A 24288-nucleotide genomic window follows, 5' to 3' on the forward strand; every position below is an offset into this window, starting at 1 on the left:
CCCCCGACCCTTCAGCCCGTCCGGCGTTTGAGGACGAGCGCGAAGCGCGACAAGGGGGGCGAGGGGGCGCAGCCCCCATACGTGGACGGGAACGGGTAGGGGCGGCGGGGGCGAACTCCCTAGGACGCGAACAACCGCACAGCCCAAGCAGCATGCGCCTCCGCCCCGACCTCCAACAGCGGCGCACCCCCCGCCGGCAACACCCCCACCCCACCCTCAACCGCACACCGCGCACCCTCGACAGCCCGCTGCGCCACGACATCGAGCTCGGGAGCCAACCCCGCCAACACCCCCGTCGCATCGAACGGATCAAGGCTCAGCAACCGCACCACCGCACTGGCCGGCCCACTGACGCACTCGTACAGGGAGCAGTACGCCGCATCGTCCGCCCCGAGCCCGGCGGCCCGCGCGACCATCCCGAGCACGACCGGCTGATGGGCGCCCTTGGGGAACCGCCCGGCCAGCGCGTCGAGTTCGGCGGACGGCCAGGTGGCCCGCCCGGCCCGCATCAGCTGCCGTCCGAGCTTGCGCGCGGCGACCCGCAGCGCGGGCGACGGCGTACGGGCGTCCGCGGCCGCGTCGAGTTCCACCGGATCGAGCCCGAGCACGGCAGCCGCTGCGAGCGAGGCGGACACCAGCCCGGTGGTGTGCAACCGCCCGCGGCAGAACTCCTCCAGGTCCGCCGCCCCGGTGATCCGGCCGGCCTTGACCGCCGCCTCGGCCCCGCCGGAGTGGGCATGCCCTCCGGCGGGAAACCGGCCGTCGGCCAGTACGAGCAGTGCAGCACGCGACATGACGAACCTCGAAACGCTGAGCCGTTGACGGGCCGGAACCGGTACGAGGGCCGATACAGCCCCGCGCCGGCCCTCAGAACAGGAAATACCGCTGGGCCATGGGCAGTTCGGCCGCGGGCGTCGCCTCCACCAGCTCCCCGTCGATGGTGACGGCGAAGCTGTCGGGGTCGACCCGTACCTGCGGGCGGGCGTCGTTCTCGCGCATGTCCGCCTTGGTCACCCCGCGCGTCGACTCGATCGGCACGAACCGCTTCCCGAGGCCGAGCCGTTCCGGCAGCCCGTCCTCGATGGCGATCGGCGCCACGAAGTTGAACGAGTTGGACGCGGGCGCCCGGCCGATCGCGCCGAACATGGGCCGCGGCAGGATCGGCTGGGGCGTGGGGATGGACGCGTTGGCGTCGCCCATCTGCGCGTACGCGATCTGCCCGCCCTTGACGACGAGATGCGGCTTGACCCCGAAGAACGCGGGCTCCCACAGCACGAGGTCGGCGAGCTTGCCGGTCTCGACGGAACCGATCTCGCGGGCGAGGCCCTGAGCCACGGCCGGGTTGATCGTGTATTTGGCGACATAGCGACGTACGCGGTGGTTGTCCGCGCGCCCGTCCCCCGGCAGCGCGCCCCGGCGCCGCTTCATGACGTGCGCGGTCTGCCAGGTGCGCATGATGACCTCGCCGACGCGCCCCATGGCCTGGGCGTCGGAGGAGATGATCGAGATCGCGCCGAGGTCGTGCAGGATGTCCTCGGCGCCGATCGTGGTGGGCCGGATACGGGACTCCGCGAACGCCAGGTCCTCCGGCACGGCGGCGTTCAGGTGGTGGCAGACCATCAGCATGTCGAGGTGTTCCTCGGCGGTGTTGACGGTGTAGGGCCGGGTCGGGTTGGTCGAACTGGGCAGCACGTGCGCCTCGGAGACCACGGTCATGATGTCCGGCGCGTGCCCGCCTCCCGCACCCTCCGTGTGGTACGCGTGGATGGTGCGCCCCGCGATGGCGGCGAGGGTGTCGGCCACGAACCCGGCCTCGTTGAGGGTGTCCGTGTGGATGGCGATCTGCGCGCCGGTGCGGTCCGCGACGGTGAGCGCGGCGTCGATGACGGCGGGCGTGGAGCCCCAGTCCTCGTGGAGCTTGAGGCCGAGCGCGCCACCGCGCAGCTGGGACAGCATCGCCTCCTCGGAGACGGTGTTGCCCTTGCCGAGCAGCCCGAAGTTGAGCGGGTACTGCTCCATCGCCTCCAGCATCCGGGCGAGGTGCCAGGGCCCGGGGGTGACGGTGGTGGCCTTGGACCCCTCGGCGGGGCCGGTGCCGCCACCGACGAGGGTGGTGATCCCGGAGGCCAGCGCCTCGTCGGCGATCTGCGGGCAGATCAGATGCACATGGGCGTCGATGGCGCCGGCCGTCAGGATGCGCCCGTTGCCCGCGATGATCTCGGTCTCCGGGCCGATGACCAGGTCCGGGTGCACCCCGTCCATGGTGTCGGGGTTGCCCGCCTTGCCGATGCCGGTGATCCGGCCGTCGCGGATGCCCACGTCGGCCTTGACGATCCCCCAGTGGTCGACGATCACCGCGCCCGTGACGACCGTGTCCGGGGTGCCTTCGGCGCGTGTCGCCCGCGCCTGGCCCATGGACTCCCGGATGACCTTGCCGCCGCCGAACACGGCCTCGTCACCGGCGTGTCCGGGCCCGCCGGAACGGTCCTCCTCGATCTCGATCAGGAGGTCGGTGTCGGCGAGCCGGATCCGGTCGCCCGTGGTGGGGCCGAACAGGTCGGAGTAGGCGGCACGCGAGATCTCAGGCATCGAGGGGTCCTCCGGTCTCGCCGCGCAGACCCGGCACGACACGGGCGCCGGCGAGCGGCACGAGTTCGACCTCGACGGGGATCCCGGGCTCGAAGCGCACGGCGGTGCCGGCGGCGACGTTGAGCCGCTTGCCGTGTGCGGCGGCGCGGTCGAAGTCGAGACCGGGGTTGGCCTCGGCGAAGTGGTAGTGGGAGCCGACCTGGACGGGCCGGTCGGCGGCGTTGAGGACGGTGAGCCGGGTGACGGCGAGGCCTTCGTTGAAGGCGACCGGCCCGTCGGCGAACAGGATCTCTCCGGGAATCATGGCTGCTCCCCCGTCAGACGATCGGGTCGTGGACGGTGACGAGCTTGGTGCCGTCGGGGAAGGTCGCCTCGACCTGTACGTCGTGGATCATCTCGGGGATGCCCTCCATGACGTCCTCGCGGGTGAGGATCTTGCGTCCGGAGGCCATGAGTTCGGCGACCGTGCGGCCGTCCCTGGCTCCTTCGAGGATGTGCGAGGTGATCAGTGCGACGGACTCGGGGTGGTTGAGCTTCAACCCCCGGGCCCGGCGCTTCTCGGCCACGTCGGCGGCCACATGAATGAGCAGCCTCTCCTGCTCGTGCGGCGTCAGTTGCACGGCTTCCCACCTCACAGTCCTCACGCCGGACCGTGCGGGGTCCGGCTGCCGCGGCCACCATGCCGGATCCGACCGCGGTACGAACCTGCCGTGCCCGCGCCCCACGAAAACCCCTGGTGACGTGGTGGTGCAGGCTAGTTCCGCAGAGTTTCAGACACGTTAACCGCCACGCGCGCGTTCGGGGGCGTGGGGAGCGGCGCGGCCCTCAGGGGCACGGGGAACGGCACAGTTTTCAGGGGCGCGGGGAACTGCGCAATCTTTGGGGGCGCGGGGAACGGCGCAATCGTTAGGGGCGCGGGGAACGGCGCGACCAGCCCCCACCGGGCCCGCACCCGACAACAGACCCCAGCCACCCCAGGGGCGCGGGGAACGGCGCAACCAGCCACAAACGGCCCCGCACAACTACCCCCGCACACTCATCAACGCCCGCAACCCATCCTGCAACACCTCCGCCGGCGCCGTACCGAACAGCGCCTGCTGCGCGGCAAACCCCTGCGCCGCGGCAATGAGCGTCCGCGCAACATGCTCCGCAGGAATGTCCGCCCGCATCACCCCCGCCTCCTGATACCCCTCCACGACCTTCACCCAGGCATCGCGCACCGCCCCGAACCCCTCCCGCAACAGCGCCGACAGCTCACCGTCACGAAGGGTCTCCGTCCAGACCTGCACCATCAGCCGGGGGAAAGAGGTCTCACCCTCCCAGGTCAGGCCGTACTTGCCCGTCTCACCCCCCATCCCGAGCACCTGGGTCATGACCCGGCCCACCAGCACGTCGGGCATCGGCGGCGGAGAGTGCCGGGCCGCGTCCTCGAAGGCCTCGCGGATCCCCCCGAGGACCTCGGTGACGATCGCCGCGATCAGCTCGTCCTTCCCGCTGAAGTAGCGGTAGACGGCCCCCGCCGAGAGGTTCACCTCTTTCAGCACGTCCTGCATGGACGTGGCGTGGAACCCGTTGCGGGCGAAGCAGCGGGCCGCGCCGTCGAGGATCTGGCGGCGACGGGCGTCGAGGTGTTCCTGGGATACGCGAGCCATGCCCCTGAAACTAAAACGAACATTCCTTCTTGACAAGCCCGGACACCGGCGGGACAGTGGGCGCACAGCTAAAACGAACGATCCTTCTTTTTAAGGCACCCTCACCCGAATCGAGGAAAGAAGCATGTCCGCCACGTCCGCTACGTCCGCGTCCACGTCATCGGCGCCCCCGGCCGCGACGGCGCCCCACGCCTCCCCGCAGCCGCCGCACCGCCGCCACATCGCAGCCGTCGTCCTGCTGGTCCCGGTCCTGGCGGCCCTCGCCTTGTGGGCCTTCGCCTGGCCCGCGGCCCGAACGGCCCCGCACGATCTGCCGCTGGGCGTGGCGGGTCCGGCGGCCGCGACCGCCCAGGTGCAGAAGCAACTCGAAGCCCACGAGGGCGCCTTCGAGATCCACCGCTACGCGGACGAGGCCGCCGCGCGGGACGCCATCGAGGACCGGACCGTATACGGCGCGGTCGTCGTCACCGCGCAGGGCCCCAAGCTGCTCACCGCCTCGGCGGCGAGCCCGCTCGTGGCGCAGTCGCTCCAGCAGGCCGTGGCCCAGCGGGCGGCCGGCGCCCCGATGGAGACCGTCGACGTCGTACCGGCCGCCGCGGACGACCCGCGCGGCTCGGTCCTGACGTCCAGCGTGCTGCCCATGACGCTGGCCGGAATCGCCGCGGGAGCGGTGGTGACCCTGCTGGGTCTGCGCGGCCGACGCGCGGTCGCCGCGCTGGTCGGCGCTGCCCTGGTGGTGGGTACGGTGGCCGCGCTCATCGCGGGCAACTGGCTCGGGGCCCTGACCGGGAGCTGGTGGCCCGAGGCGGGTGCGCTGGCGCTCTCGACGCTGGCCGTGAGCGCCGCCGTCGCGGGACTCGCCGCGCTGCTCGGCACGCCGGGGATCGGGCTCGGGGCGTTCGTGGTGATGATGCTCGGCAATCCGTTCTCCGGGGCGAGTTCGGCACCCGAGATGCTGCCGGCGCCGGTCGGCGTGATCGGCCAGTGGCTGCCGCCGGGGGCCGGGGCGTCGCTTCTGCGCTCGGTCTCCTTCTTCGACGGGGCGGCGGCGGGCGGGCCCGCGTTGACGTTGGCGTGGTGGGCCGTGCTGGGGCTGGGGGCGGTGCTGCTGGGCAGCGCGCTCAAGCGCCGCGCGGCGTCGGTCACGCCCTGAGCCCTCACCCCACGGACCGACCGTGCGCCCCCGCAGTAGCGGACGGGGGTGCACGGTCTTTTCACTTGCGTGCGCTTCCACACGGGGTGCGGCCCGGCGGGGGCTGGCCGCGCAGTTCCCCGCGCCCCTAGGTGAGTCACGGCGCAGGCGACCTGTCCACCTCGCCCACTCACGCCTCATCGCCGCAGTTCCGCGTGCTCCCAGGTGAGCGACGCCCAGGCAGCCTGTCCACCTCGCCCGCTATCGCGTCGACACCGGGTGCGGGCCGGTGGGGGCGGGCCGCGCAGTTCCCCGCGCCCCTAGGTGGATAGCGGCGCAGGCAGCGATCTGGGCAAGCGGCGACCGGGGCAGCCTGTCTGCCGGCTTCGGCTTGGTGCGTGATGCGTGCGTGCGTGGCGAGTGTCGGAGGCCCGGGGAACTGCACACCCGCAGCCACCCCACCCACCCAGGGGCGCGGGGAACTGCGCGGCTCACCCCCACCGGCCCGCACCCGGCGACGAACCCGCGATGAACCCCACCCAGGGCCCAGCCCAGCCCACCTACGACACCCCCGGCCCCCGATGCTCCGCCGCGATCCCGAACCGCTGTCGTTCGCCGGAGGCGGACGCGGGTGCGGACCCATGGACCCCGGACACCGAGCGGATCACCCGCTCGTCCCCCACCGCGTCGAGCTTCTCAAGTCGCTCCAGGTCAGCCGCGGAGACCAGGGCGACGAGGGGCTTTCCGTGCCGCGTCACGACGACGCGTTCCGCGCCGTACACCACGCGGTTGATCAGGTCGGCGAGTTCAGCCCTGGCTTGCGTCACCGGAATCTCGTAGGCCATGCTCCCCATCATAACGTGATGTACGTCCTGTACATTTTTTACAGGACCTCTCCCGGAGGAGGCGCATGTCGTGACCCGCTCAACAAACCGACCTTCCGCCCGACCGTCCGCCCGCCACGTCCTGCCCGAGTTCACCGAGCGCACCAGTTCGGGGACGCGGACCCTGGACCCGTACTCCAAGCTCCTCGAAGAGCGGATCGTGTTTCTCGGGACGCCGATCGACGACACGTACGCGGCGGCCGTCCACGACACGATGCGGTACGTCAGCTGCGAGGTGGAGACCGTCTGCCTCGGGCAGGCCGCGTCCGCCGCCGCGGTGCTGCTGGCGGCGGGCACACCGGGCAAGCGGTACGCGCTGCCGGGCGCCCGCGTCCTGCTCCAGCAGCCGCACCTGTCGGAGCCGGTCCAGGGCCAGGCGTCCGACCTGGCCATCCAGGCGGACGAACTGCTGCGCACCCGCGCCCGGATGGAGGAGCTGCTCGCCCGGCACACGGGGCGGAGCCGGGAGCGGATCGGCGCGGACATCGAGCGGGACACGATCCTCGACGCCCGCCAGGCCCTGGAGTACGGGCTGATCGACCGGATCGTCCCCAGCCGCAAGGCAGCCCTCGGCGCGCCCGACGACGCATCAGGCACGTCCGACACCCCCGGCGTGGGGTGATCCGCCGATGCTCCCACCCGAGTTGCCCCCGCTGCCGGCCCTGACCCGGGCCGAGGCAGAGCTGATCGACCGCTATCTGGAGGTGGTCGACCTGCTCGGCCGGATCAACCCGGCGCACTCCGGCGACACCTACCGCGGACTGCGCGCGGCCCAGGCACTGGTCGGCAGGGCCACCGCGCTGCGCGACGCCCTGACCCTGATGCACCAGCGGGGCGAGAACGAGCTGCACGCCGCAACCCTGGCGCGGGCCCTGCGCGTCCTCGACGGTGAGCGCAGGGCGCGCCGGGTCGCCCTGCCGCCCGGCTCCGACACCTGACGTACACCCACCGCTCCGGCCTCGCACAGGCACTTGACGAGGCGTCCGCACCAGAGTTGAAACGGACCAGAAGGTGTACCCCCGGTTGGCGTAGCCGGAGCTGCTCCCACAGGCCCGCGGGAGTTGCGCAAGGCGCGTACGTCCGGGGCGGAATCAACCATTCCGGTGCTGGTGCGGGGGTCCTTGAGGCTCTCGACGCCCACCCGTAGAAAGGGCTGTCCACCCGAACGGGTGAGTGGTGAGTAAGCCCACAAATCGCCGATTCCGCTCGGCTTTTGGGACATCAGTGCGTCAAGATCCCTGCGACGACAAGCCCCCGCCAGAAGCGGCGGGGCGGTCCGGGCGGACGCCGAGTCCTGCCGCTGCCCGGATGACCGGTCGACAGAAGTGCATCGGCAGGAGTGGAGGACCCAGGCACGACGGGCCGCCGGAGAGATCCGAGTGGCCCTTGGGGTGAAGCCGCAGCTGCGGCCGGGCAACTTCGCCAGCCCGAATCCGACAGGTCATCCTTCACAGGCGGCTGACGAAGGGTTGCGCATGACTGCGCTCAATCGTGTCCCGTCGCTGTTCAGCAGGGCCGGTACCGCATCGGTCCTCACCATCGCCGCCGTAGGCGGCGGCATAGTGGCCCCCGGCTTCGCGTCCGACGCGGAAGCGGCCACCCCCGCGACGAAGGCACTCAAGGTGGCGGCCTCCAAGAAGGGTTCCCCGTACAAGTACGGGGCCGTGGGGCCCAAGCGCTTCGACTGCTCCGGCCTCACGCTCTACTCGTTCAAGAAGGCGGGCAAGAAGCTGCCCCGCACGGCCGCGGCCCAGTACAACAAGACGAACCACGTCTCCTCCTCGAACCGCAAGCAGGGGGACCTGGTCTTCTTCCACTCGGGCCGGAACGTCTACCACGTGGGCATCTACGCCGGTAAGGGACGGATCTGGCACTCCCCGAAGACCGGGGACGTGGTGAAGCTCCAGAAGATCTGGACCAAGAGCGTCTGGTACGGCCGGGTCAGGTGATCCGCCCGCGGGGTGGCCGTGGTGATCGGATCGCCACGGCCACCCCGTGAGGGACCCGTCCCGACACCCGTGAGGGACCAGGACCTGACGCGTGATTTCGGCCGCTGAATGGTTACTCGTTCACTCATGGACGATCCGCACCACCACGAGGAGCGCGACGAGACCCGTCTTGAGCGCGCCGACCGGAATTTCCTCGAACTCCTCCAGGAGCTACGGGTCACCCAGACGGGCATCCAGATCCTCTTCGCCTTCCTGCTGACCCTCGCCTTCACCCCGCGGTTCCCGTCCCTCGACACCGTGCAGCGCACCACGTACGTCGTCACCCTGCTGCTCGCGGTCCTGGCGGCCGCGCTCTTCACGGCCCCCGCCGCCCTGCACCGCCGGCTGTTCCAGCAGGGCGCCAAGCCTCTGCTGGTCAAAACCTCGTCCCGGCTCGCGCAGATCGGTCTGGCCGCGCTCGCGCTCGCTCTCACCGGTTCCATGCTGCTCGTCGTGGACGTGGCGGTGGACAGGACCGAGGGGATCGTGGCCGGGGCGACCACTCTGCTCCTGTGCGTCGGGCTGTGGGAGGTCCTGCCGTATCTGCTGAAGCGGGCCGCGGACAAGAATCCGGACGTCTAGGCGGTTCGCCGGACGTCCGGTGCGTTGTGCCTTGCGCCTTGTGCGTTGGGTCTTGAGCGCTGTGCGTTGTGCCTTGTCCGCGGGCTCGTCGTGGCTGGGCGCGCAGTTCCCCGCGCCCCTTCAGGGCGCTGCCCCAGGCGGTTGATCACTCGGCCCGGACCGGCTGTGCCGGGGCCGTCCAGGGGAGCATGATCGATACGGTCTTTCCGCCCTCTCTGGTGGGGCGGACCGTGAGCTTGCCGCCGGACTCCGCCGTCAGCCAGCGGATGATCACCATGCCCCGGCCGTTGTCCTGCTGGACGGCCGCGGGCAGCCGTTTCGGGAAGCGCGGGTGGCTGTCGGTCACACCGATGAGCAGTTGTTCGTCACGGTCGAGTTCGATGTCCACCGTGAAGGTGGGTGACAGCCCGAAGGTGTGTTGTACCGCGTTCGTGGCGAGTTCGGAGACGATGAGCCGGACCGTGTCCGCGGTCTCCGAGTCGGACGGCAGTCCCCATTCGGCCAGCACGTCGGTGACATACGTACGGGCGGCGGAGACCGAGGCGGGATCGCTCGGCAGAGTGACGGATGCTTCCTGGTGGTCTGCCATGCGACGTCGTCCCTTTCCCACGGGACCGGGGTCCGACCGAAGCGGATGACTTCGAGACGGTCCCGGACTGGTGCTTGCGCCAGAGTGCCACTACCTCGGCGTTCGTGGTGCCGATCCACCAAGATATGCATATATCTGTCGCTCGAAGCGGTGAACTCTGCGCCCGTCGACCGTATTTGGGCGGGCAGCTGGTTTGTCCTCTACCGTCGGCGTGACGCCGGGCGCTGTAGCGCCTGCGCGACGGTCGGAAGGAGACGGCCATGCAGTACGGCCCCGCGGTACGCCGCCGTAAGCTCGGCACCGAACTGCGTGCCCTGCGCGCCCGCGCGGGCCTCACGAGCGGCGAGGCCGCGCGGCTCGTGGGCTGGCACCAGTCGAAGGTGAGCCGGATCGAGACCGGCCGCAGCGGGGTCAAGGCCGCCGACGTGCGGCGCCTCCTGGACGCGTACGACGTCCGGGACCCGGAGCTGCACGAGTTGCTCGTCGTGCTGGCGGGCGCGGACGGCGACGGCCGGCACCACTGGTGGCACGCCTACCGGGGCCTTCTGCCGTCGACGTACAGCGATTTCATCAGCCTTGAGGCGCAGGCGGACGCGATGCGCACGCTGGAGAACTCCGTGGTGCCGGGGCTCCTGCAGACACCGGAGTACGCCCGTGAGGTGACCCGCGCCGCCCTGGACGGGGTGCCCGACGGCAAGGTCGACGCTCTGGTCGAGATGCTGGTGAAGGTGCGCCTCGCGCGCCAGGACGTACTGCGTTCGAACAAACCGCTCCGGCTGAGTGTCGTTCTGGACGAGGCGGTACTGCGACGGACCGTGGGCGGACCGGACGTCATGGCACGGCAGTTGGACCGGTTGCGGGAGGCCGCGCACCTCCCTCACGTGCGGATTCAGGTGCTTCCCTTCGGAGTTGGGGCTCACATCGGAGTCACAGGTCCCTTTGTTATTTTTTCGTTTACGAACAGATCTGATCTGGACGTGGTTGTTCTCGACCACTTGACGAGTAGCCTTTATCTCGAACAGAGGGAAGACCTCCAGTCGTACGTAGAGGCCTTCACCTCCCTTCAGGGCCAGGCCCTTTCGCCCGAGGACACGTTGGATCTCATCGCCGGTGTAGCTGACGGCGCATAAGGAGGCACCATGCCCGCCACGCCTCGGTACGTACCTTCCAGCACCCATCCCAGCGCTCATCTGCACGGTGTGCGGTGGTGGCGCAGCAGCCGCAGCACGGGAATGAACAACTGCGTCGAGACGGCCCGGCCGGACTCCGGCCCGTGGGCCGGACTGCTCGCGGTGCGCGACTCCAAGGACGCGTCGGGGCCCGCCCTGCTCTTCGCCCCCGCGGCCTGGGAAGGCTTTATCGGCGCGCTTCGATGATCACGCCGACGGCCCGGTCGACCTGCCCGTCGGTGAGATCCGCGCGGGCCGTGAGCCGCAGCCGTGAGATGCCGTCCGGCACCGACGGAGGGCGGAAGCAGCCGACGGCCAGACCCGCCGCACGGCACTCGGCGGCCCAGCGCAGCGCCTGCTCCGGGGACGGGGCGCGCACGGAGACGACCGCCGCGTCCGGCCGTACCGCTTCGAGACCCTCGGCCGTCAGGCGCTCGTACAGCGCGGTGGCCACCGCACGCGCGCGTGCGGCCCGTTCCGGTTCCTCCCGCAGCAGCCGCAGGGCCGCCAGGGCCGCGCCCGCCGCCGCGGGCGCCAGACCCGTGTCGAAGATGAAGGTGCGGGCCGCGTTCACCAGATGGTCGATGACGTGGGCCGGTCCGAGGACGGCACCGCCCTGGCTGCCGAGCGACTTCGACAGCGTGACGGTGGTGACGACGTCGGGCGCGCCCGCGAGTCCCGCCGCCCACGCGGCGCCCCGCCCGCCGTCGCCGATGACGCCGAGACCGTGCGCGTCGTCCAGCACCAGCGCCGCGCCCGGCCTGCCGGGCTTCCCCGCCTCCCCCGTTTCGCCCGCTTCCCCCGCGTCCCGGCAGGCCGCGGCCAGTGCCGTCAGCGGGGCCGCGTCGCCGTCCACCGAGAAGACCGTGTCGGAGACGACGATCGCGGGCCCGGCGCGCGTGTCCAGTGCCTTGCGGACGGCGTCGGGGTCGGCGTGGGCGACGACCTGCGTGGTGCCGCGCGCGAGCCGGCAGCCGTCGATCAGGGAGGCGTGGTTGCCCGCGTCGGAGACGATGAGCGAGCCGTGCGGCGCCAGCGCGGTGACGGCGGCGAGGTTGGCCGCGTAGCCGGAGGAGAAGACCAGGGCGGACTCGAAGCCGCAGAACCCGGCCAGTTCGCGTTCGAGTTCCGCGTGCAGCTCCGTGGAGCCGCTGACGAGCCGGGAGCCGGTGGCGCCGCCGCCCCAGGTCCTGGCGGCCCGCGCGGCGCCCTCCGTGACCTCGGGGTGCCGGGCCAGGCCAAGATAGTCGTTCCCGGCGAGGTCGAGGAGCGCGGAGTCGGCGGGGCGCGGACGCAAGGTACGGACGAGTCCGGCCCGGGAGCGCGCCCGTGCCTGCTCGTCGATCCACTCGAACGGCGATCGGGCCATGTGTCCTCCGGCCATGAGGTGGGGGTGGGTGCGGGTGTCCCATGGGGCCCCGACACACGACTTTCCGCCCGGCCGTCCCCACTGTCCTGTGCGGACAACGCACAGCTGCCTTTTGTAGGCAACGCACAGACCCTAGCCGGATCACCAGCCACCCATGGTGTGGCAATGCCCACACGTCGACCGCTCTCTGTTGTCTGGTTCCTCCTTGGCCCGGTGCGGTCGGATAGGCCAGGATCGGATCTCATGGACCTGCTGAACACGCTGCTGGACAAGGGGCTTCGGCGCGAGCTGCCGACCCGCGACGAGGCGCTGGCCGTGCTGGCCACCTCCGACGACGAACTCCTCGATGTGGTGGCCGCGGCCGGCAAGGTACGCCGCCAGTGGTTCGGCCGACGGGTGAAGCTCAACTACCTCGTCAACCTCAAGTCGGGTCTGTGCCCCGAGGACTGCTCCTACTGCTCGCAGCGGCTCGGTTCGAAGGCCGAGATCCTCAAGTACACCTGGCTGAAGCCCGACCAGGCCTCCGAGGCCGCGGCGGCCGGGCTGGCGGGGGGCGCCAAGCGGGTGTGTCTGGTGGCGAGCGGCCGCGGTCCCACCGACCGTGACGTCGACCGGGTCTCGGACACCATCAAAGCGATCAAGGACCAGAACGAGGGCGTAGAGGTCTGCGCATGCCTCGGGCTCCTCTCGGACGGCCAGGCCGAGCGCCTGCGCGACGCGGGGGCGGACGCCTACAACCACAACCTCAACACCTCCGAGGGGACGTACGGGGACATCACCACCACCCACACGTACGCCGACCGGGTGGACACGGTCCAGAAGGCACACGCGGCGGGTCTGTCGGCCTGCTCCGGGCTGATCGCGGGCATGGGCGAGAGCGACGAGGACCTCGTCGACGTCGTCTACGCGCTGCGGGCCCTCGACCCGGACTCGGTCCCGGTCAACTTCCTGATCCCCTTCGAGGGCACCCCGCTCGCCAAGGAGTGGAACCTCACCCCGCAGCGGTGTCTGCGCATCCTCGCGATGGTCCGGTTCGTCTGTCCGGACGTCGAGGTGCGCATCGCGGGCGGCCGCGAGGTCCATCTCCGTACGATGCAGCCCCTCGCCCTGCATCTCGCCAACTCGATCTTCCTCGGCGACTACCTCACCAGTGAGGGCCAGGCGGGCAAGGCGGACCTGGACATGATCGCGGACGCCGGTTTCGAGGTGGAGGGCACGGGCGAGGTGACGCTCCCGGAGCACCGGGCCACCGCGCACGGCGGCTGCGGCTCGCACGCGGACGCCGACGCGGGCGCCGGATGCGGTTCGCACGGGGGCGGCGGTTGCGGCCCCTGCGGTTCGACCGCGCAGGAGGCGGCACCCGAGGAGCCGGTCCATGAGGCCGCGCGGGGCTCCGAGGCGCGTACGGACCTGGTCTCGGTACGCCGCCGGGGCGCCGGAACGGATCTCGCGCCCAATGCCTGATCTGCCCGCGCCCGACACCGCCGTGGCCGCCGTGGCCGCCGATCAGGTCCGTGAACTGCTCGAACTCGACCGGCGGCACGTGTGGCATCCGTACGGGCCGATGCCGGGCCGGCAGGAACCGCTCGTCGTGGAGTCGGCGAGCGGGGTGCGGCTGCGCCTGGCCGGCGGCCGTGGCAGTAGCGGTGGCGGTGACGGTGACGAGCTGATCGACGGCATGTCGTCCTGGTGGTCCGCGATCCACGGCTACAACCACCCGGCCCTCAACGAGGCGGCGCGCGACCAGCTCGGCCGGATGAGCCATGTGATGTTCGGCGGGCTCACGCACGAACCGGCCGTACGACTGGCGAAGCGCCTTGTCGACATGTCGCCGGAGGGACTTGAGCATGTCTTCCTGGCCGACTCCGGCTCGGTGTCCGTCGAGGTCGCCGTCAAGATGTGCCTCCAGCACTGGCGTTCGCTCGGCCGCCCCGGCAAGCGGCGCCTGCTGACCTGGCGCGGCGGCTACCACGGCGACACCTGGCAGCCGATGTCGGTGTGCGACCCCGAGGGCGGGATGCACGAGCTGTGGCAGGGCGTGCTCCAGCGCCAGGTCTTCGCCGACGCGCCCCCGGTCGCGTACGAGGAGGCGTACGCCGATGACCTGCGTGCGCTGATCGAGCGGCATGCGGACGAGCTGGCCGCGGTGATCGTGGAGCCGGTGGTGCAGGGCGCGGGCGGGATGCGGTTCCACTCCCCCGCGTATCTGCGGGTGCTGCGCGAGGCGTGCGACGCCCATGACGTGCTGCTCGTGTTCGACGAGATCGCGACGGGCTTCGGGCGCACCGGGGCGTTGTTCGCGGCCGAGCACGCGGGCGTGACGCCGGATGTGATGTGCGTGGGCAAGGCGCTGACCGGCGGGTATCTGACGATGGCGGCGACGCTGTGCACCTCGCGGGTCGCGGAGGGCATCTCGCGGGGCGAGGTACCGGTCCTCGCCCACGGCCCGACCTTCATGGGCAACCCTCTGGCCGCCGCCGTGGCCTGTGCCTCGATCGACCTCCTCCTCGGCCAGGACTGGCGGACCGAGGTCAAACGGATCGAGACGGGGCTGCGGGACGGGTTGGCGCCGGCGGCGGAACTGCCCGGCGTCCGGGACGTACGCGTCCTCGGGGCCATCGGGGTGGTGCAGTTGGACCACGAGATCGACATGGCGGCGGCGACGCGGGCGGCGGTGCGCGAGGGTGTGTGGCTGCGCCCGTTCCGGGACCTCGTCTACACGATGCCGCCGTACGTCACCGGGGACGCCGATCTGGCGCGGATCACGGCGGCCGTGTGCGCGGCGGCTCGGGAGGGTTGAGATGACGGTACTGGTGATCACCGGCACGGGTACGGAGGTCGGGAAGACCGTCACCACGGCCGCGGTGGCCGCGGCGGCCGTCGCCGCCGGACGGTCGGTGGCCGTGCTCAAGCCCGCGCAGACCGGTGTGCTGCCGGGTGAGCCCGGGGACGCCGAGGAGGTCGCGCGGCTCGCCGGCGCGGTCACGGCCGTCGAACTCGCCCGCTATCCCGAGCCGTTGGCGCCCGCCACGGCCGCCCGGCGGGCCGGTCTCGCGCCGGTGCGGCCCGAGCAGGTGGCGGAGGCCGCGGCCAAGCTGGCCACCGAGCACGACCTCGTGCTGGTCGAGGGGGCGGGCGGGCTGCTCGTACGGTTCGACGAGGCGGGCGGGACGCTGGCGGACGCGGCGCGGCTGCTGGGGGCGCCCGTGGTGGTGGTCGCCTCCGCCGGGCTCGGGACGCTCAACACGACGGAGCTGACCGCGCGGGAACTGCGGTCCCGGGGGGTCGAGCTGCTCGGTGTCGTCATCGGCAGCTGGCCGGACGAGCCGGATCTGGCGTCGCGCTGCAACGTCCTCGATCTTCCCGTCGTGGCGGGAGCGCGGTTGCTGGGCGCGCTGCCTGAAGGGGTCGGTCGGGGGCCGGTTGCGGCGTTCCGGGGGGCGGTGGGGGGTTGGCTGGCGCCGGGTCTTGGCGGTACGTGGGACGCGGACGGGTTCGCGGCGTCGGTCTGAGCGGGATGGGTTTGGGCCGGTGGTCGGGTGCGGGCCGTGTGTGGCTGGCCGCGCAGTTCCCCGCGCCCCTGAAGGAGCGGGGCTGAGCGCCGCGTTCCAGTGCGGCTCAAAGCCAAAAGATTGCGCAGTTCCCCGCGCCCCTAAAGCCAAAGACAAAAGCCTGCGCCGTTCCCCGCGCCCCTAGGCGGGACGGGGCGCAGCCCCTCCCCGAGGGGCGCGGGGAACTGCGCGAGCAACCCCCACCGGACCCGCACGTCAAGGGGCGCGGGGAACTGCGCAATCGTTAGGGCCCACCCCCACCGTCCCGCAGACGAACACGGTTTTTCAGGGGCGCGGGGAACTGCGCGAGCAACCCCCACCGGAGCCGCAGCCGCAGCCGCAGTCGCAGTCGCAGCCGAGGAACAGCCCCGTAGCCGGCAGGCTCATTCCTCCGGTGCCAGCAGCCGTACCAGTTCGATCCGGGATCGTATGCCCAGGCGGTTGAACACCCCGCGCAGGTGATGGTCGATCGTCCGCGGACTGAGCAGCAGCCGCGCCGCGATCTCCCGGTTCGTCGCCCCCTCCGCGGCCATCCGCGCCACCGTGAGCTGCTGCGCGGTCAGCAGACCGCTCGTACCGGGCGCCCCGGCCGAGGACCGGACGGACGCGCCCAGCGCCCGCAACTCCGCCCGCGCCTCGGCCGCACAGTGCGGCGCCCCGAAGTACTCGAACGCCTCCAGCGCACTGTGCAGCCGGTCCCGCGCCTCCGTCCGCCGCCGCAGCCGCCGCAACGCCCCGCCGAACAACAGCTCCGTACGGGCCCGTTCGAAGTCACGGGTGCCGCCCGCGTGCAGGTCGAGGGCCGCACGGTAGTGGTCGGCGGCCTCGTGCCCGGTCGCCAGCAGGGCCCGGCAGCGGGCGCTCAGCGCAAGGTCGTCCGCGCTGCGCACGACCCGGGCCCAGCGGTCGTAGTCGGCGTGGGCGCTGCGTGCGACCCGGGTGTCGCCGGTGCGGACGGCGGCTTCCACGTAGTGCGGGGTGGCGAGATGGCGGACGGCCCGGTGCCCGTGCCCGGGGCCGAATCCGGCGAGCGCGCGCAGCCGGGACGCGGCTGCCGCGTACCGGCCCGTGCTGAGGTCGAGGAAGGCGAGCGCCCACAGGGCCAGCGCGGCGGGCAGCCCGAGGCCGTGTTCCAAAGCGTGCGCGCGGGCCACCTCGGCGCGCGCCCGGCAGAGTTCCTCGTCCCCGGTGACGGCCGCGAACATGGCGAGGGCCGCCTGGAGATGGCAGGCGCCGTTGTCCTGTCCGGTGGCGTACGCCTGCCGCAGGGCCTCCAGCGTGGCGGCCCCGGCGGACCGCGGGCGTCCCGTCCAGAACTCGGCGTACGCCCGGAACTCCATGGCCTGCGGAACGGTCGCGGGCTCGCCCAGGGCACGGGCCGAGGCGGCGGCCCTGACGGCGGCGGACGCGGCGCGGGTGTGGTCGCCGAGGAGCAGCGCGGCCATGGAGGAGTGGATCAGCGCGGTGGGGTCGACGCCGGGCCCACAGCGTCCGGCTGCCGCTCGCAGCAGGTCGCGGGCGTCCTCGTACCGGCCCTCGAACGCCGCGGTCAGTCCCCCGAGCGTGCCGGGCACGGCGATCCCGAGCCGGGTGGCGACTGCGGCGGCCTCCCGGCAGCGGCGCAGGTCACCGGTGTAGATGGCGGCCTCGGTGGCACGTGCCACCAGGTGCGCCGCGGTGTCGGTGTCATGTTCCCCGCCGCGCGCCAGGCCCCGCTCCGCCGCTGCGAGCAGCGCGTCGAACGCCTCCGTGGCGTTCTCCGCGCGTAGAGCGAGCACTCCGCTCATGCCGTCGACGTCCCCGTGGGCGGCCAGGCGGCGGGCCCGGTCGCCGTCGCCGGAGAGCCAGGCGTCGGCGGCGGCGCGGGCCAGCAGGCGCGGGCGTTCGCGCGGGTCCGGGGTCAGGGCGGCCGCCCGTTCGAGGAGCCCGCAGGCCAGGGCGTGTTCACCGGCGGCGCGTGCCTCGTGGGCCGAGGCGCGCAGTTCCGCCGCGAGGCGTCGGCTGGGGCCGAGCGCGGCGGCGGCCCGGTGCCAGGACCGGTGGGGCGCCTCGCCCTCGCCGCGCAGGACCCGGGCGAGAAGCCGGTGCGCCTCGCGCCGGTCGGCGGCGGACGCGGTCTCGTAGGCGGTGATACGGGTCCAGGGGTCCCGGAACACGACGCCGGCGGAGGTCGTACGGGCGAGCCCGGCCGCCTCGGCGTCGTCGAGGGGACCGGTGTCCAACCGGGCCGCGGCGACCGCCCGTTGGTAGCCGCGCGTGGCGAACGGGTGCTGGTCGGCGGCGGCGATCAGCAGCAGGCGCCGGGTGGCCGGGGCGAGCGAGCGCACCTCCGGGCGGCGAGAGCGCAGCAGGCCGGGCAGCGCACCGACGGGGTCGGCCGGAAGCGGTTCGAGACCGGCCCGTTGGCGCTCGCCGAGGACGGCCGCGAGTTCCGCCGCGGCGAGCGGATCACCGTGCGCGGCGCACAGCACCCTGACCCGGACGCCCTCGGACAACGGCGTTCGCGTGGGGGGCCGCGAGGCGTGGTCCGGTTGTTGCGGGACGTTCATCAGGGGCGGCGGCGAAGGGTGCGGGAGAGGCGGGGGGTTCACCGAGGTCACCACGCCACTCACGTTACTGGCGAGTTAAGTGGTGCGTAAAGACCGGCGATTACACCGATGCGGCGCGCGTAGACCCCACCCGACACTCCTGACGAACCCACCCCCGTCAGGAGGCGTCATGCCCCGCCGCATTCGCACAGTCGGCACGGTCCTCGCAGCCGCGCTCGCGTCGCTGCTCATGTTCCTGTCCCTGCCCGCTTCCCCGGCCCACGCGGCCACCCACAACCCCGTTGTCTTCGTCCACGGACTCAGCAGTTCGTCGAGCAGCTGGGACGACTGGATCGCCGACTTCAAGGCCGACGGCTACACGAGTGCCGAGCTGTACTCCTGGTCGTACGACTGGGGCCAGTCGAACGTCACGACCGCCCAGCAGCTGGCCACCAAGATCCAGAGCGTGCGCACCCAGACGGGGGCGGCCAAGGTCGACCTGGTCGTCCACTCCATGGGCGCGCTGAACTCCCGCTACTACCTCAAGAACCTCGGCGGCACGGCGTACGTGGACGACTTCGTCTCGACGGCCGGCGTCAACCACGGGACCACGACCGCCGGTTGGTGCACCTGGCTCTACACGTCCTGCGCGGAGATGTACACCGGCAGCTCGTTCCTGACGTCGCTCAACTCGGGGGACGAGACACCCGGCGGTGTCTCCTACGCCAGTTACTGGTCGAACTGCGACGACGCCCTGACCCCCGACACCAGCGCGATCCTCAGCGGCGCCACCAATGTAGAGGTCGGATGCATCTCGCACACCGACATGAACAACGACTACGGCGTCTACGAGCAGGTGCGGGACTTCATCGCCTGACGTCCCACGCGTGCGTCCGCGTCCGTCCCGTGGCCCCGCTGGACCGGGGCCGCCGGGCGGGCGCCGGGCGTCCGCGGGGCGGGCCGCGGCGGCGATGCGCGGCGGTGGACGGGTGAGCGGGGCCCTTCGGGGGGACAATCGCGGTAGGTCCACGCCCCAGGGGGAGGCCTCATGCGATCGCGCGGCTCCAGCACCGCCCAGACCGGCGCGCTGTCCACGACTCCGGTGCGCCATCCGCTGTTCGCCCGCTTCTACGCCCGGCTCAGCGTGGCGGCCGAGCCGACGATCGGCGTCCACCGCGAGGAACTGCTCGCCGGACTCACCGGCCGGATCATCGAGATCGGCGCGGGCAACGGACTGAACTTCGCCCACTATCCGAGCACGGTCTCGGAGGTCGTCGCGATCGAACCCGAGCGCAGGCTGCGGCAGTTGGCCGCGACCGCGGCACTCCGCTCCGAGGTGCCCGTCGACGTGGTGCCGGGGGTCGCGGAGGCCCTGCCGGTCAAGAGCGAGGCGTTCGACGGGGCCGTGGTGTCCCTGGTGCTGTGCAGCGTACGAGATCTGCCGCGCGCCCTGGCCGAGATCCACCGCGTCCTGCGCCCGGGCGGTGAGCTGCGGTTCTTCGAGCACGGCAGTGGCGGCGGCCGGGCGATGGCGGCCGGGCAGCGCCTCCTCGACCGCACGGTGTGGCCACCGCTGTTCGGGGGCTGCCATGTGGGCCGGGACCCGGTCGGCGCGATCCGGGACGCGGGGTACGAACTCGGCCCGCACCGGCGGCTGCTGGTGCCCGCGAAGGGGCCGCGCACGCCCAGCTCGTACTGTGTGCTGGGCACCGCCCGCCGCCCGTCAGTCTCCTGAGACCGTTCCGGCGGCAGGAGCGGTCGGGAGCGGGTGGGGCGGCTCAGAGAGTCCACAGGCGCAGCTCGCGCGCGATGTCCTGCACCGTGGCCTCGCCCGTCTTGACCAGTCTGGCCAGGTCGCGGACCTGCTCGGGCGAGGTGACGACCTTCAGGCCGCTGGCGACGAGATAGGCGTACCCGACGGCCATCGCGAACATCGCGTTGGAGCGTTCCAGCGCCGGGACGTGCAGCAGGACCTGGAGCAGCGCGGCGGCGCGGGCGTGCGGGCTGTCGTACACGGGGACACCGAAGATCTCGGCGTCGTGGCGGCCGACCGCGGCGACCAGTGCGCCCCAGTCGACGACCTGCGGGTCCCCCGGTGTCTTGTGCTCGGCGACCATGAGGAGCCAGGCGAGGTCGACTCTGATGTTCAGCGGTTCGTTCAAGGGCTCGGACGGTTCGTCTGGTTCGTCTGGTTCATCTGGTCCGTTCAAGGGCTCAGCTACGGCCTTCCCCGGCCACGCCCCGGCCTGTGGCTCGGTCCGTCGCCCGGCCCGCGCCCCGGTCCGTACCGAACTCCTCGGCGAAGACGGACTCGTACTGCTTCATGAAGTCGGCGGCGGCCTCGACGAATGTGTGGCCGGCTTCCCCGGTGTCCTGTCTGACCAGTTCCTCGATGTAGCGGTTGACGCTCATCCCGCGGGCCAGGGCGCGTTCACGCGCGGCCCGGGCCGTGCCCTCGTCCACGCGCACGTTCAGCTGGGTCTTAGCCATGCTTCGAAGCTAGCGCCGAAACGCTAGCAAGGGCAAGAGGGGCCGAGCTCCCGGGCACCCCCCTAAGGGTGCCCCTTACATGGACCCTGAGGTGACCGACCTGCGACGGAGGACACCCGGCACTTCGGGGGGATACCGGGTGTGCCCCGTATCACACTAGGCTCGCCCGCGGACATCGGAGTCCGACCACGGGGAGGCGGCCTTGTCCACAGCAGCTGCGGAGCGCGCCCTCGGGCGCACGGGCCCGGAGGAGACGGCGGCCCGCGCCCGGGGTCTGACGAAGGCCTACGGGTCGGGCGAGACGGCCGTGCTCGCCCTCGACTCGGTCGACGTGGACATCGCGCGGGGCCGCTTCACCGCGGTCATGGGTCCCTCGGGATCGGGGAAGTCCACCTTGATGCACTGCCTGGCGGGGCTCGACTCCGTCTCGGCCGGACAGGTCTGGCTGGGCGACACCGAGATCACCGGGCTCAAGGAGCGTGAGCTGACCCGGCTGCGGCGGGACCGGATCGGCTTCATGTTCCAGTCGTTCAACCTGATTCCGACCCTGAACGCGGCGGAGAACATCACGCTGCCCATGGACATCGCCGGCCAGAAGCCCGACGAGAAGTGGCTGAACCAGGTCATCGACCAGCTCGGGCTGCGCGACCGTCTCAAGCACCGGCCCGCGCAGCTCTCCGGCGGTCAGCAGCAGCGGGTGGCCTGCGCGCGGGCGCTCGCCTCGCGCCCCGAGCTGATCTTCGCGGACGAGCCGACCGGCAACCTCGACTCACGCGCCGGCCTGGAGGTGCTCGGCTTCCTGCGGGACGCGGTCGACGAGCTGGGGCAGACCGTCGTCATGGTCACCCATGATCCCGGCGCGGCGGGCCACGCCGACCTGGTCCTCTTCCTGGGGGACGGGCGGATCGTGGACGAGATGGCCCGGCCGACGGCCGACGCGGTGCTGGAGCGCATGAAGAGGTTCGACACGGTCCGCGGGGCGTCGGAGTCCGAGGGGGACTCCGGGCCCGGCCGCAAGAACGTCCCCGCCCAGGGGACCGACCGGGACAGCGACCAGGACATCGACCAGAACAGCGACCACAAGAGCGTTCCGGACCAGGGCATCGCCCCCGACAGGGACTGAGGCAGGCCGTCGTGCTGAAGGCGACACTCCGGAGTTTCCTCGCCCACAAGGGCCGGCTGCTGCTCTCGGCGCTGGCCGTCGTCCTGTCCGTGGCGTTCGTCGCGGGCAGCCTGATCTTCTCGGACACGGTCAGCCGGACCTTCGACCGGCTCTTCGCGTCCACCTCCGCCGACGTCACCCTGAGCCCGAAGGAGGATCTGGAGTCCCAGATACCCTCCGGTGCCGTCGAGACCGTGCCCACCAGCCTCGTGGACCGCATCTCGAAGATCGACGGGGTCGCCCTCGCGCGTCCGGACGTCTCCGTCGAGAACGTCACCGTCGTCGACAAGGACAACGAGTCGGTGGGCCCGACCACGGGCGCGCCCACCATCGCCGGCGACTGGTACGTCACCGACCGCAGCCCCGTGAAACTGACCTCGGGGCACGCGCCGCGCGGCCCCGGCGAGGCACTTCTCGACGCGGACACCGCCGACAAGAAGCACGTGGACATCGGCGATCCGCTGACCGTGATCGCACAGCCCGGGTCGTTCAAGGTGGAGGTCGTCGGCATCGCGACCTTCAAGACCACCAACCCGGGCGCCGCACTCGTCTTCCTCGACCCGGCCGTCGCGGCGGACAAGCTGCTGGGCCGGGACGGGGTCGCCACCAGCGTCCAGGTGGACGCGGACCAGGGAGTGACCGACGCTCAGCTCAAGCGGCGTATCGCCACCGAACTCGGTTCGGGCAGGTACGAGTTGGAGACCGCCGACGAGCAGGCCGAGTCGGCCGCGTCCCAGCTCGGCGGATTCCTCGACGTGATCAAGTACGTGATGCTCGGCTTCGCGGGGATCGCGGTGCTGGTCGGGGTCTTCCTGATCGTCAACACCTTCTCCATGCTGATCGCCCAGCGCACCCGCGAACTGGGCCTGCTGCGCGCGCTCGGCGCCGACCGCCGGCAGGTGCGCAGGTCCGTGCTCACGGAGGCGATCCTGCTCGGCCTGGTGGGCTCGACGCTCGGCCTCGCCACCGGTATCGGGCTCGCCTACGGGCTGATCAAGCTCATGAGCGTGTTCGGCATGAACCTGAAGACCACCGAGATGGTCATCGGGTGGGGGACGCCCGTCGCGGCGTACGTCGTCGGGGTGGGCGTCACCTTCGTCGCGGCGTACCTGCCGGCCCGCCGGGCGGCCACGGTGTCGCCGATGGCCGCGCTGGCGGACGCCGAGATCGCCGGTGTGGGGCGGCCGTTGCGGGTACGGGCCGTAGTGGGCGCGATCGTCGGCGCGCTGGGCGCCTCCGCCCTCGTGGGCTGCGCGACCTCGACGGACACCTCGTCCGCCGCCTCGCTGCTGGGCCTCGGTGTCGTCCTCACCCTCGTCGCGACGGTGATCGCGGGGCCGTTGCTGGTCCGTCCGGTGATCCGGGTCCTCGGCGGGTTCTTCCCCGCCGTGTTCGGTTCGGTCGGCCGGATGAGCCAGCGCAACGCGCTGCGCAACCCGCGTCGTACGGGCGCGACCGCGGCCGCCCTGATGGTGGGTCTCGCCCTGGTCGGCGGGATGTCCGTGGCGAGCGCGTCCATGACCAAGTCCTTCGACGAGCAGATCGACAAGACGCTGGGCGCCGACTTCGTGGTGCAGAACGCCAACTTCATGCCGTTCCCGCAGGAGATCACCGAGAAGGTGATGGCCACGGAGGGCGCGGGGCTCGTCGTACGGCAGCGGTTCGCGCCGGTCGCCGTCCGGCTGCCGGACGGCGAGCGCGTCGAGACGACCGCGGCGGGCTACGACCCGGACCTCGACGACGTCGCCCGCATCACCTACGCCGAGGGGGACACGGCCACGGCGCTCGCGGACGGGAACATCGCGATGGACGCCGGTTTCGCCGAGGACCACGACGTGCGGGTCGGCAGCACGATCCCCGTCGAGTTCCCCGGCGGGCGCACCACCGAGCTGAAGGTCGCCGCGCTCACCGACCAGGACGCCGCGGAGGGCTTCGGCACGCAGGGCGGGCTCTTCCTCGGCTTCGCCACCGTCGAGAAGTTCGTGCCGGGCGGCCAGGACTCCGCGCTGTACGTGAACGCGGCGTCGGGCGCCTCCGACGACGAGCTGCGCGCCGCCCTCGACAAGACGCTCGACCCGTATCCGCAGGTGCAGGTACGCGACCTGGCGGACTACAAGAAGCTGATCCACGACCAGATCGCCGTGCTGCTCTACCTGGTGTACGCGCTGCTGGGGCTCGCGATCGTCATCGCGGTGCTCGGCGTGGTCAACACCCTCGCCCTGTCGGTCGTGGAGCGCACCCGCGAGATCGGACTGCTGCGCGCGATCGGTCTCGGCCGCCGGCAGCTGCGCCGGATGATCCGGCTGGAGTCGGTGGTGATCGCCGTGTTCGGCGCGGTCCTCGGGCTCGCGCTCGGCCTCGTGTGGGGCGTGTGCGTGCAGCAGGTCCTCGCCCTGCAGGGGATGAAGGCGTTCGCGATCCCGTGGACCACGCTGGTCGCGGTCGTGGTGGGCTCGGCCGTCGTGGGCATCGTGGCGGCCCTGCTCCCGGCGCTGCGCGCGTCCCGTATGAACGTGCTGGCCGCCATCGCGCACGAGTGACCGGCCCGGGACGGGCGACCCCGCCCCGGGAGCTGTCCGGATCGTGGAATTCCGTGTCCAGGT

Annotated in this window: 25 protein-coding genes and 1 riboswitch; of the genes, 14 read left to right on the forward strand and 11 right to left on the reverse strand. The window is 71.9% G+C overall.

The window, feature by feature from the left end; all coding sequences use genetic code 11:
• Positions 1-119: 119 nt before the first annotated feature.
• From J8N05_RS38165 to J8N05_RS38185, 5 genes are all read right to left on the reverse strand, one after another.
• Positions 120-794 (reverse strand): urease accessory protein UreF, encoded by a 675-nt coding sequence (locus tag J8N05_RS38165; RefSeq protein WP_210891364.1) that lies wholly within the window; start codon positions 792-794, stop codon positions 120-122.
• A 73-nt stretch (positions 795-867) separates the two neighbouring features.
• Positions 868-2589 carry an urease subunit alpha gene (locus tag J8N05_RS38170; protein ID WP_210891366.1) on the reverse strand — a complete coding sequence of 574 codons (1722 nt, stop codon included), beginning with the start codon at positions 2587-2589 and terminating at the stop codon, positions 868-870.
• Positions 2582-2893 carry an urease subunit beta gene (locus J8N05_RS38175; protein WP_210891373.1) on the reverse strand — a complete coding sequence of 104 codons (312 nt, stop codon included), beginning with the start codon at positions 2891-2893 and terminating at the stop codon, positions 2582-2584. The genes J8N05_RS38170 and J8N05_RS38175 overlap by 8 nt, the downstream gene beginning before the upstream one ends.
• 13 nt (positions 2894-2906) lie before the next feature.
• Entirely contained in the window at positions 2907-3209 is a 303-nt protein-coding gene (locus J8N05_RS38180; protein WP_107018782.1) for an urease subunit gamma, read from the reverse strand.
• A 402-nt stretch (positions 3210-3611) separates the two neighbouring features.
• Positions 3612-4241, reverse strand: a complete 630-nt coding sequence (locus J8N05_RS38185) for a TetR/AcrR family transcriptional regulator (protein WP_210891375.1) — start codon at positions 4239-4241, stop codon at positions 3612-3614.
• A 124-nt stretch (positions 4242-4365) separates the two neighbouring features.
• Between J8N05_RS38185 and J8N05_RS38190 the strand changes: the two genes are divergently transcribed.
• A complete protein-coding gene (locus tag J8N05_RS38190) occupies positions 4366-5394 on the forward strand; it encodes an ABC transporter permease (RefSeq protein WP_247706866.1) in 1029 nt (342 codons plus the stop codon).
• A 539-nt stretch (positions 5395-5933) separates the two neighbouring features.
• On the opposite strand, the gene J8N05_RS38195 is transcribed toward J8N05_RS38190, so the two are convergent.
• A complete protein-coding gene (locus J8N05_RS38195; RefSeq protein ID WP_210891376.1) occupies positions 5934-6218 on the reverse strand; it encodes a type II toxin-antitoxin system Phd/YefM family antitoxin in 285 nt (94 codons plus the stop codon).
• 70 nt (positions 6219-6288) lie between these two features.
• Between J8N05_RS38195 and J8N05_RS38200 the strand changes: the two genes are divergently transcribed.
• The 4 genes from J8N05_RS38200 to J8N05_RS38215 all read left to right on the forward strand — a co-directional run bounded on the left by J8N05_RS38200 (position 6289) and on the right by J8N05_RS38215 (position 8827).
• Positions 6289-6879, forward strand: a complete 591-nt coding sequence (locus J8N05_RS38200) for an ATP-dependent Clp protease proteolytic subunit (RefSeq protein WP_210891377.1) — start codon at positions 6289-6291, stop codon at positions 6877-6879.
• Positions 6880-6886: 7 nt separating this feature from the next.
• Entirely contained in the window at positions 6887-7195 is a 309-nt protein-coding gene (locus J8N05_RS38205) for a hypothetical protein (RefSeq protein WP_210891378.1), read from the forward strand.
• Between the two features lie 378 nt (positions 7196-7573).
• A riboswitch (cyclic di-AMP (ydaO/yuaA leader) is annotated at positions 7574-7729 on the forward strand.
• 3 nt (positions 7730-7732) lie between these two features.
• Positions 7733-8206 (forward strand): C40 family peptidase, encoded by a 474-nt coding sequence (locus J8N05_RS38210; protein ID WP_210891379.1) that lies wholly within the window; start codon positions 7733-7735, stop codon positions 8204-8206.
• 126 nt (positions 8207-8332) lie between these two features.
• Positions 8333-8827 (forward strand): DUF6328 family protein, encoded by a 495-nt coding sequence (locus J8N05_RS38215; protein WP_210891380.1) that lies wholly within the window; start codon positions 8333-8335, stop codon positions 8825-8827.
• Between the two features lie 145 nt (positions 8828-8972).
• Here the strand turns inward: J8N05_RS38215 and J8N05_RS38220 are convergent, their stop codons facing one another.
• Positions 8973-9416 (reverse strand): ATP-binding protein, encoded by a 444-nt coding sequence (locus tag J8N05_RS38220; protein WP_210891381.1) that lies wholly within the window; start codon positions 9414-9416, stop codon positions 8973-8975.
• A 260-nt stretch (positions 9417-9676) separates the two neighbouring features.
• Here J8N05_RS38220 and J8N05_RS38225 point away from each other — a divergent pair, with 260 nt between their 5' ends.
• Both J8N05_RS38225 and J8N05_RS38230 read left to right on the forward strand, forming a co-directional pair.
• Positions 9677-10546 carry a helix-turn-helix domain-containing protein gene (locus tag J8N05_RS38225; protein ID WP_210891382.1) on the forward strand — a complete coding sequence of 290 codons (870 nt, stop codon included), beginning with the start codon at positions 9677-9679 and terminating at the stop codon, positions 10544-10546.
• A 9-nt stretch (positions 10547-10555) separates the two neighbouring features.
• Complete coding sequence (locus J8N05_RS38230) at positions 10556-10792, forward strand: DUF397 domain-containing protein (protein WP_210891384.1); 237 nt, start codon at positions 10556-10558, stop codon at positions 10790-10792.
• Here J8N05_RS38230 and J8N05_RS38235 read toward each other — a convergent pair.
• Positions 10773-11954, reverse strand: coding sequence for an 8-amino-7-oxononanoate synthase (locus J8N05_RS38235; protein WP_210891386.1), 1182 nt, complete (start codon positions 11952-11954; stop codon positions 10773-10775). The two genes, J8N05_RS38230 and J8N05_RS38235, sit on opposite strands and share 20 nt — an antisense overlap.
• A 243-nt stretch (positions 11955-12197) precedes the next feature.
• Between J8N05_RS38235 and bioB the strand changes: the two genes are divergently transcribed.
• From bioB to bioD, 3 genes are read left to right on the forward strand one after another with little or no spacing between them, the layout of a single operon-like run.
• Entirely contained in the window at positions 12198-13418 is a 1221-nt protein-coding gene (gene bioB, locus J8N05_RS38240; protein WP_210891388.1) for a biotin synthase BioB, read from the forward strand.
• Entirely contained in the window at positions 13411-14754 is a 1344-nt protein-coding gene (locus tag J8N05_RS38245) for an adenosylmethionine--8-amino-7-oxononanoate transaminase (RefSeq protein ID WP_210891390.1), read from the forward strand. Before bioB ends, J8N05_RS38245 begins: the two co-directional genes overlap by 8 nt.
• Before the next feature lies 1 nt (position 14755).
• A complete protein-coding gene (gene bioD, locus J8N05_RS38250) occupies positions 14756-15466 on the forward strand; it encodes a dethiobiotin synthase (protein WP_210891392.1) in 711 nt (236 codons plus the stop codon).
• Positions 15467-15888: 422 nt separating this feature from the next.
• On the opposite strand, the gene J8N05_RS38255 is transcribed toward bioD, so the two are convergent.
• On the reverse strand, positions 15889-18054 hold the full coding sequence (locus J8N05_RS38255; protein ID WP_210894106.1) for a helix-turn-helix transcriptional regulator: 2166 nt from the start codon (positions 18052-18054) through the stop codon (positions 15889-15891).
• A gap of 169 nt (positions 18055-18223) precedes the next feature.
• On the opposite strand from J8N05_RS38255, the gene J8N05_RS38260 reads away from it, so the two are divergent.
• Together J8N05_RS38260 and J8N05_RS38265 are read left to right on the forward strand one after the other, a co-directional pair.
• Positions 18224-18910 (forward strand): esterase/lipase family protein, encoded by a 687-nt coding sequence (locus J8N05_RS38260; protein ID WP_210891394.1) that lies wholly within the window; start codon positions 18224-18226, stop codon positions 18908-18910.
• 171 nt (positions 18911-19081) lie between these two features.
• Complete coding sequence (locus J8N05_RS38265) at positions 19082-19768, forward strand: class I SAM-dependent methyltransferase (protein ID WP_210891396.1); 687 nt, start codon at positions 19082-19084, stop codon at positions 19766-19768.
• 43 nt (positions 19769-19811) lie between these two features.
• Here J8N05_RS38265 and J8N05_RS38270 read toward each other — a convergent pair whose 3' ends face one another.
• Both J8N05_RS38270 and J8N05_RS38275 read right to left on the reverse strand, forming a co-directional pair.
• A complete protein-coding gene (locus tag J8N05_RS38270) occupies positions 19812-20150 on the reverse strand; it encodes a fic family toxin-antitoxin system, toxin component (protein WP_247706997.1) in 339 nt (112 codons plus the stop codon).
• Between the two features lie 97 nt (positions 20151-20247).
• Positions 20248-20523, reverse strand: a complete 276-nt coding sequence (locus J8N05_RS38275; RefSeq protein ID WP_210891398.1) for an antitoxin — start codon at positions 20521-20523, stop codon at positions 20248-20250.
• A gap of 202 nt (positions 20524-20725) precedes the next feature.
• On the opposite strand from J8N05_RS38275, the gene J8N05_RS38280 reads away from it, so the two are divergent.
• Both J8N05_RS38280 and J8N05_RS38285 read left to right on the forward strand, forming a co-directional pair.
• The gene (locus tag J8N05_RS38280) at positions 20726-21646 is read left to right on the forward strand and encodes an ABC transporter ATP-binding protein (RefSeq protein WP_247706867.1); all 921 of its coding nucleotides are present in this window, start codon (positions 20726-20728) and stop codon (positions 21644-21646) included.
• Positions 21647-21657: 11 nt separating this feature from the next.
• A complete protein-coding gene (locus tag J8N05_RS38285; protein WP_210891400.1) occupies positions 21658-24225 on the forward strand; it encodes an ABC transporter permease in 2568 nt (855 codons plus the stop codon).
• The last annotated feature ends 63 nt before the right edge of the window (positions 24226-24288 follow it).

Source organism: Streptomyces liliiviolaceus (assembly GCF_018070025.1).
GTDB classification, from domain to species: Bacteria; Actinomycetota; Actinomycetes; order Streptomycetales; family Streptomycetaceae; genus Streptomyces; species Streptomyces liliiviolaceus.

Excerpts from the sequence above, each read along its gene's own strand:
- J8N05_RS38165 (WP_210891364.1), bottom strand. The coding sequence starts at position 794 with ATGTCGCGTGCTGCACTGCTCGTACTGGCCGACGGCCGGTTTCCCGCC.
- J8N05_RS38170 (WP_210891366.1), bottom strand. The coding sequence starts at position 2,589 with ATGCCTGAGATCTCGCGTGCCGCCTACTCCGACCTGTTCGGCCCCACC.
- J8N05_RS38175 (WP_210891373.1), bottom strand. The coding sequence starts at position 2,893 with ATGATTCCCGGAGAGATCCTGTTCGCCGACGGGCCGGTCGCCTTCAAC.
- J8N05_RS38185 (WP_210891375.1), bottom strand. The coding sequence starts at position 4,241 with ATGGCTCGCGTATCCCAGGAACACCTCGACGCCCGTCGCCGCCAGATC.
- J8N05_RS38190 (WP_247706866.1), top strand. The coding sequence starts at position 4,366 with ATGTCCGCCACGTCCGCTACGTCCGCGTCCACGTCATCGGCGCCCCCG.
- J8N05_RS38195 (WP_210891376.1), bottom strand. The coding sequence starts at position 6,218 with ATGGCCTACGAGATTCCGGTGACGCAAGCCAGGGCTGAACTCGCCGAC.
- J8N05_RS38205 (WP_210891378.1), top strand. The coding sequence starts at position 6,887 with ATGCTCCCACCCGAGTTGCCCCCGCTGCCGGCCCTGACCCGGGCCGAG.
- J8N05_RS38210 (WP_210891379.1), top strand. The coding sequence starts at position 7,733 with ATGACTGCGCTCAATCGTGTCCCGTCGCTGTTCAGCAGGGCCGGTACC.
- J8N05_RS38215 (WP_210891380.1), top strand. The coding sequence starts at position 8,333 with ATGGACGATCCGCACCACCACGAGGAGCGCGACGAGACCCGTCTTGAG.
- J8N05_RS38220 (WP_210891381.1), bottom strand. The coding sequence starts at position 9,416 with ATGGCAGACCACCAGGAAGCATCCGTCACTCTGCCGAGCGATCCCGCC.
- J8N05_RS38225 (WP_210891382.1), top strand. The coding sequence starts at position 9,677 with ATGCAGTACGGCCCCGCGGTACGCCGCCGTAAGCTCGGCACCGAACTG.
- J8N05_RS38230 (WP_210891384.1), top strand. The coding sequence starts at position 10,556 with ATGCCCGCCACGCCTCGGTACGTACCTTCCAGCACCCATCCCAGCGCT.
- J8N05_RS38235 (WP_210891386.1), bottom strand. The coding sequence starts at position 11,954 with ATGGCCCGATCGCCGTTCGAGTGGATCGACGAGCAGGCACGGGCGCGC.
- bioB (WP_210891388.1), top strand. The coding sequence starts at position 12,198 with ATGGACCTGCTGAACACGCTGCTGGACAAGGGGCTTCGGCGCGAGCTG.
- J8N05_RS38245 (WP_210891390.1), top strand. The coding sequence starts at position 13,411 with ATGCCTGATCTGCCCGCGCCCGACACCGCCGTGGCCGCCGTGGCCGCC.
- bioD (WP_210891392.1), top strand. The coding sequence starts at position 14,756 with ATGACGGTACTGGTGATCACCGGCACGGGTACGGAGGTCGGGAAGACC.
- J8N05_RS38255 (WP_210894106.1), bottom strand. The coding sequence starts at position 18,054 with ATGAACGTCCCGCAACAACCGGACCACGCCTCGCGGCCCCCCACGCGA.
- J8N05_RS38260 (WP_210891394.1), top strand. The coding sequence starts at position 18,224 with ATGCCCCGCCGCATTCGCACAGTCGGCACGGTCCTCGCAGCCGCGCTC.
- J8N05_RS38265 (WP_210891396.1), top strand. The coding sequence starts at position 19,082 with ATGCGATCGCGCGGCTCCAGCACCGCCCAGACCGGCGCGCTGTCCACG.
- J8N05_RS38270 (WP_247706997.1), bottom strand. The coding sequence starts at position 20,150 with ATGGTCGCCGAGCACAAGACACCGGGGGACCCGCAGGTCGTCGACTGG.
- J8N05_RS38275 (WP_210891398.1), bottom strand. The coding sequence starts at position 20,523 with ATGGCTAAGACCCAGCTGAACGTGCGCGTGGACGAGGGCACGGCCCGG.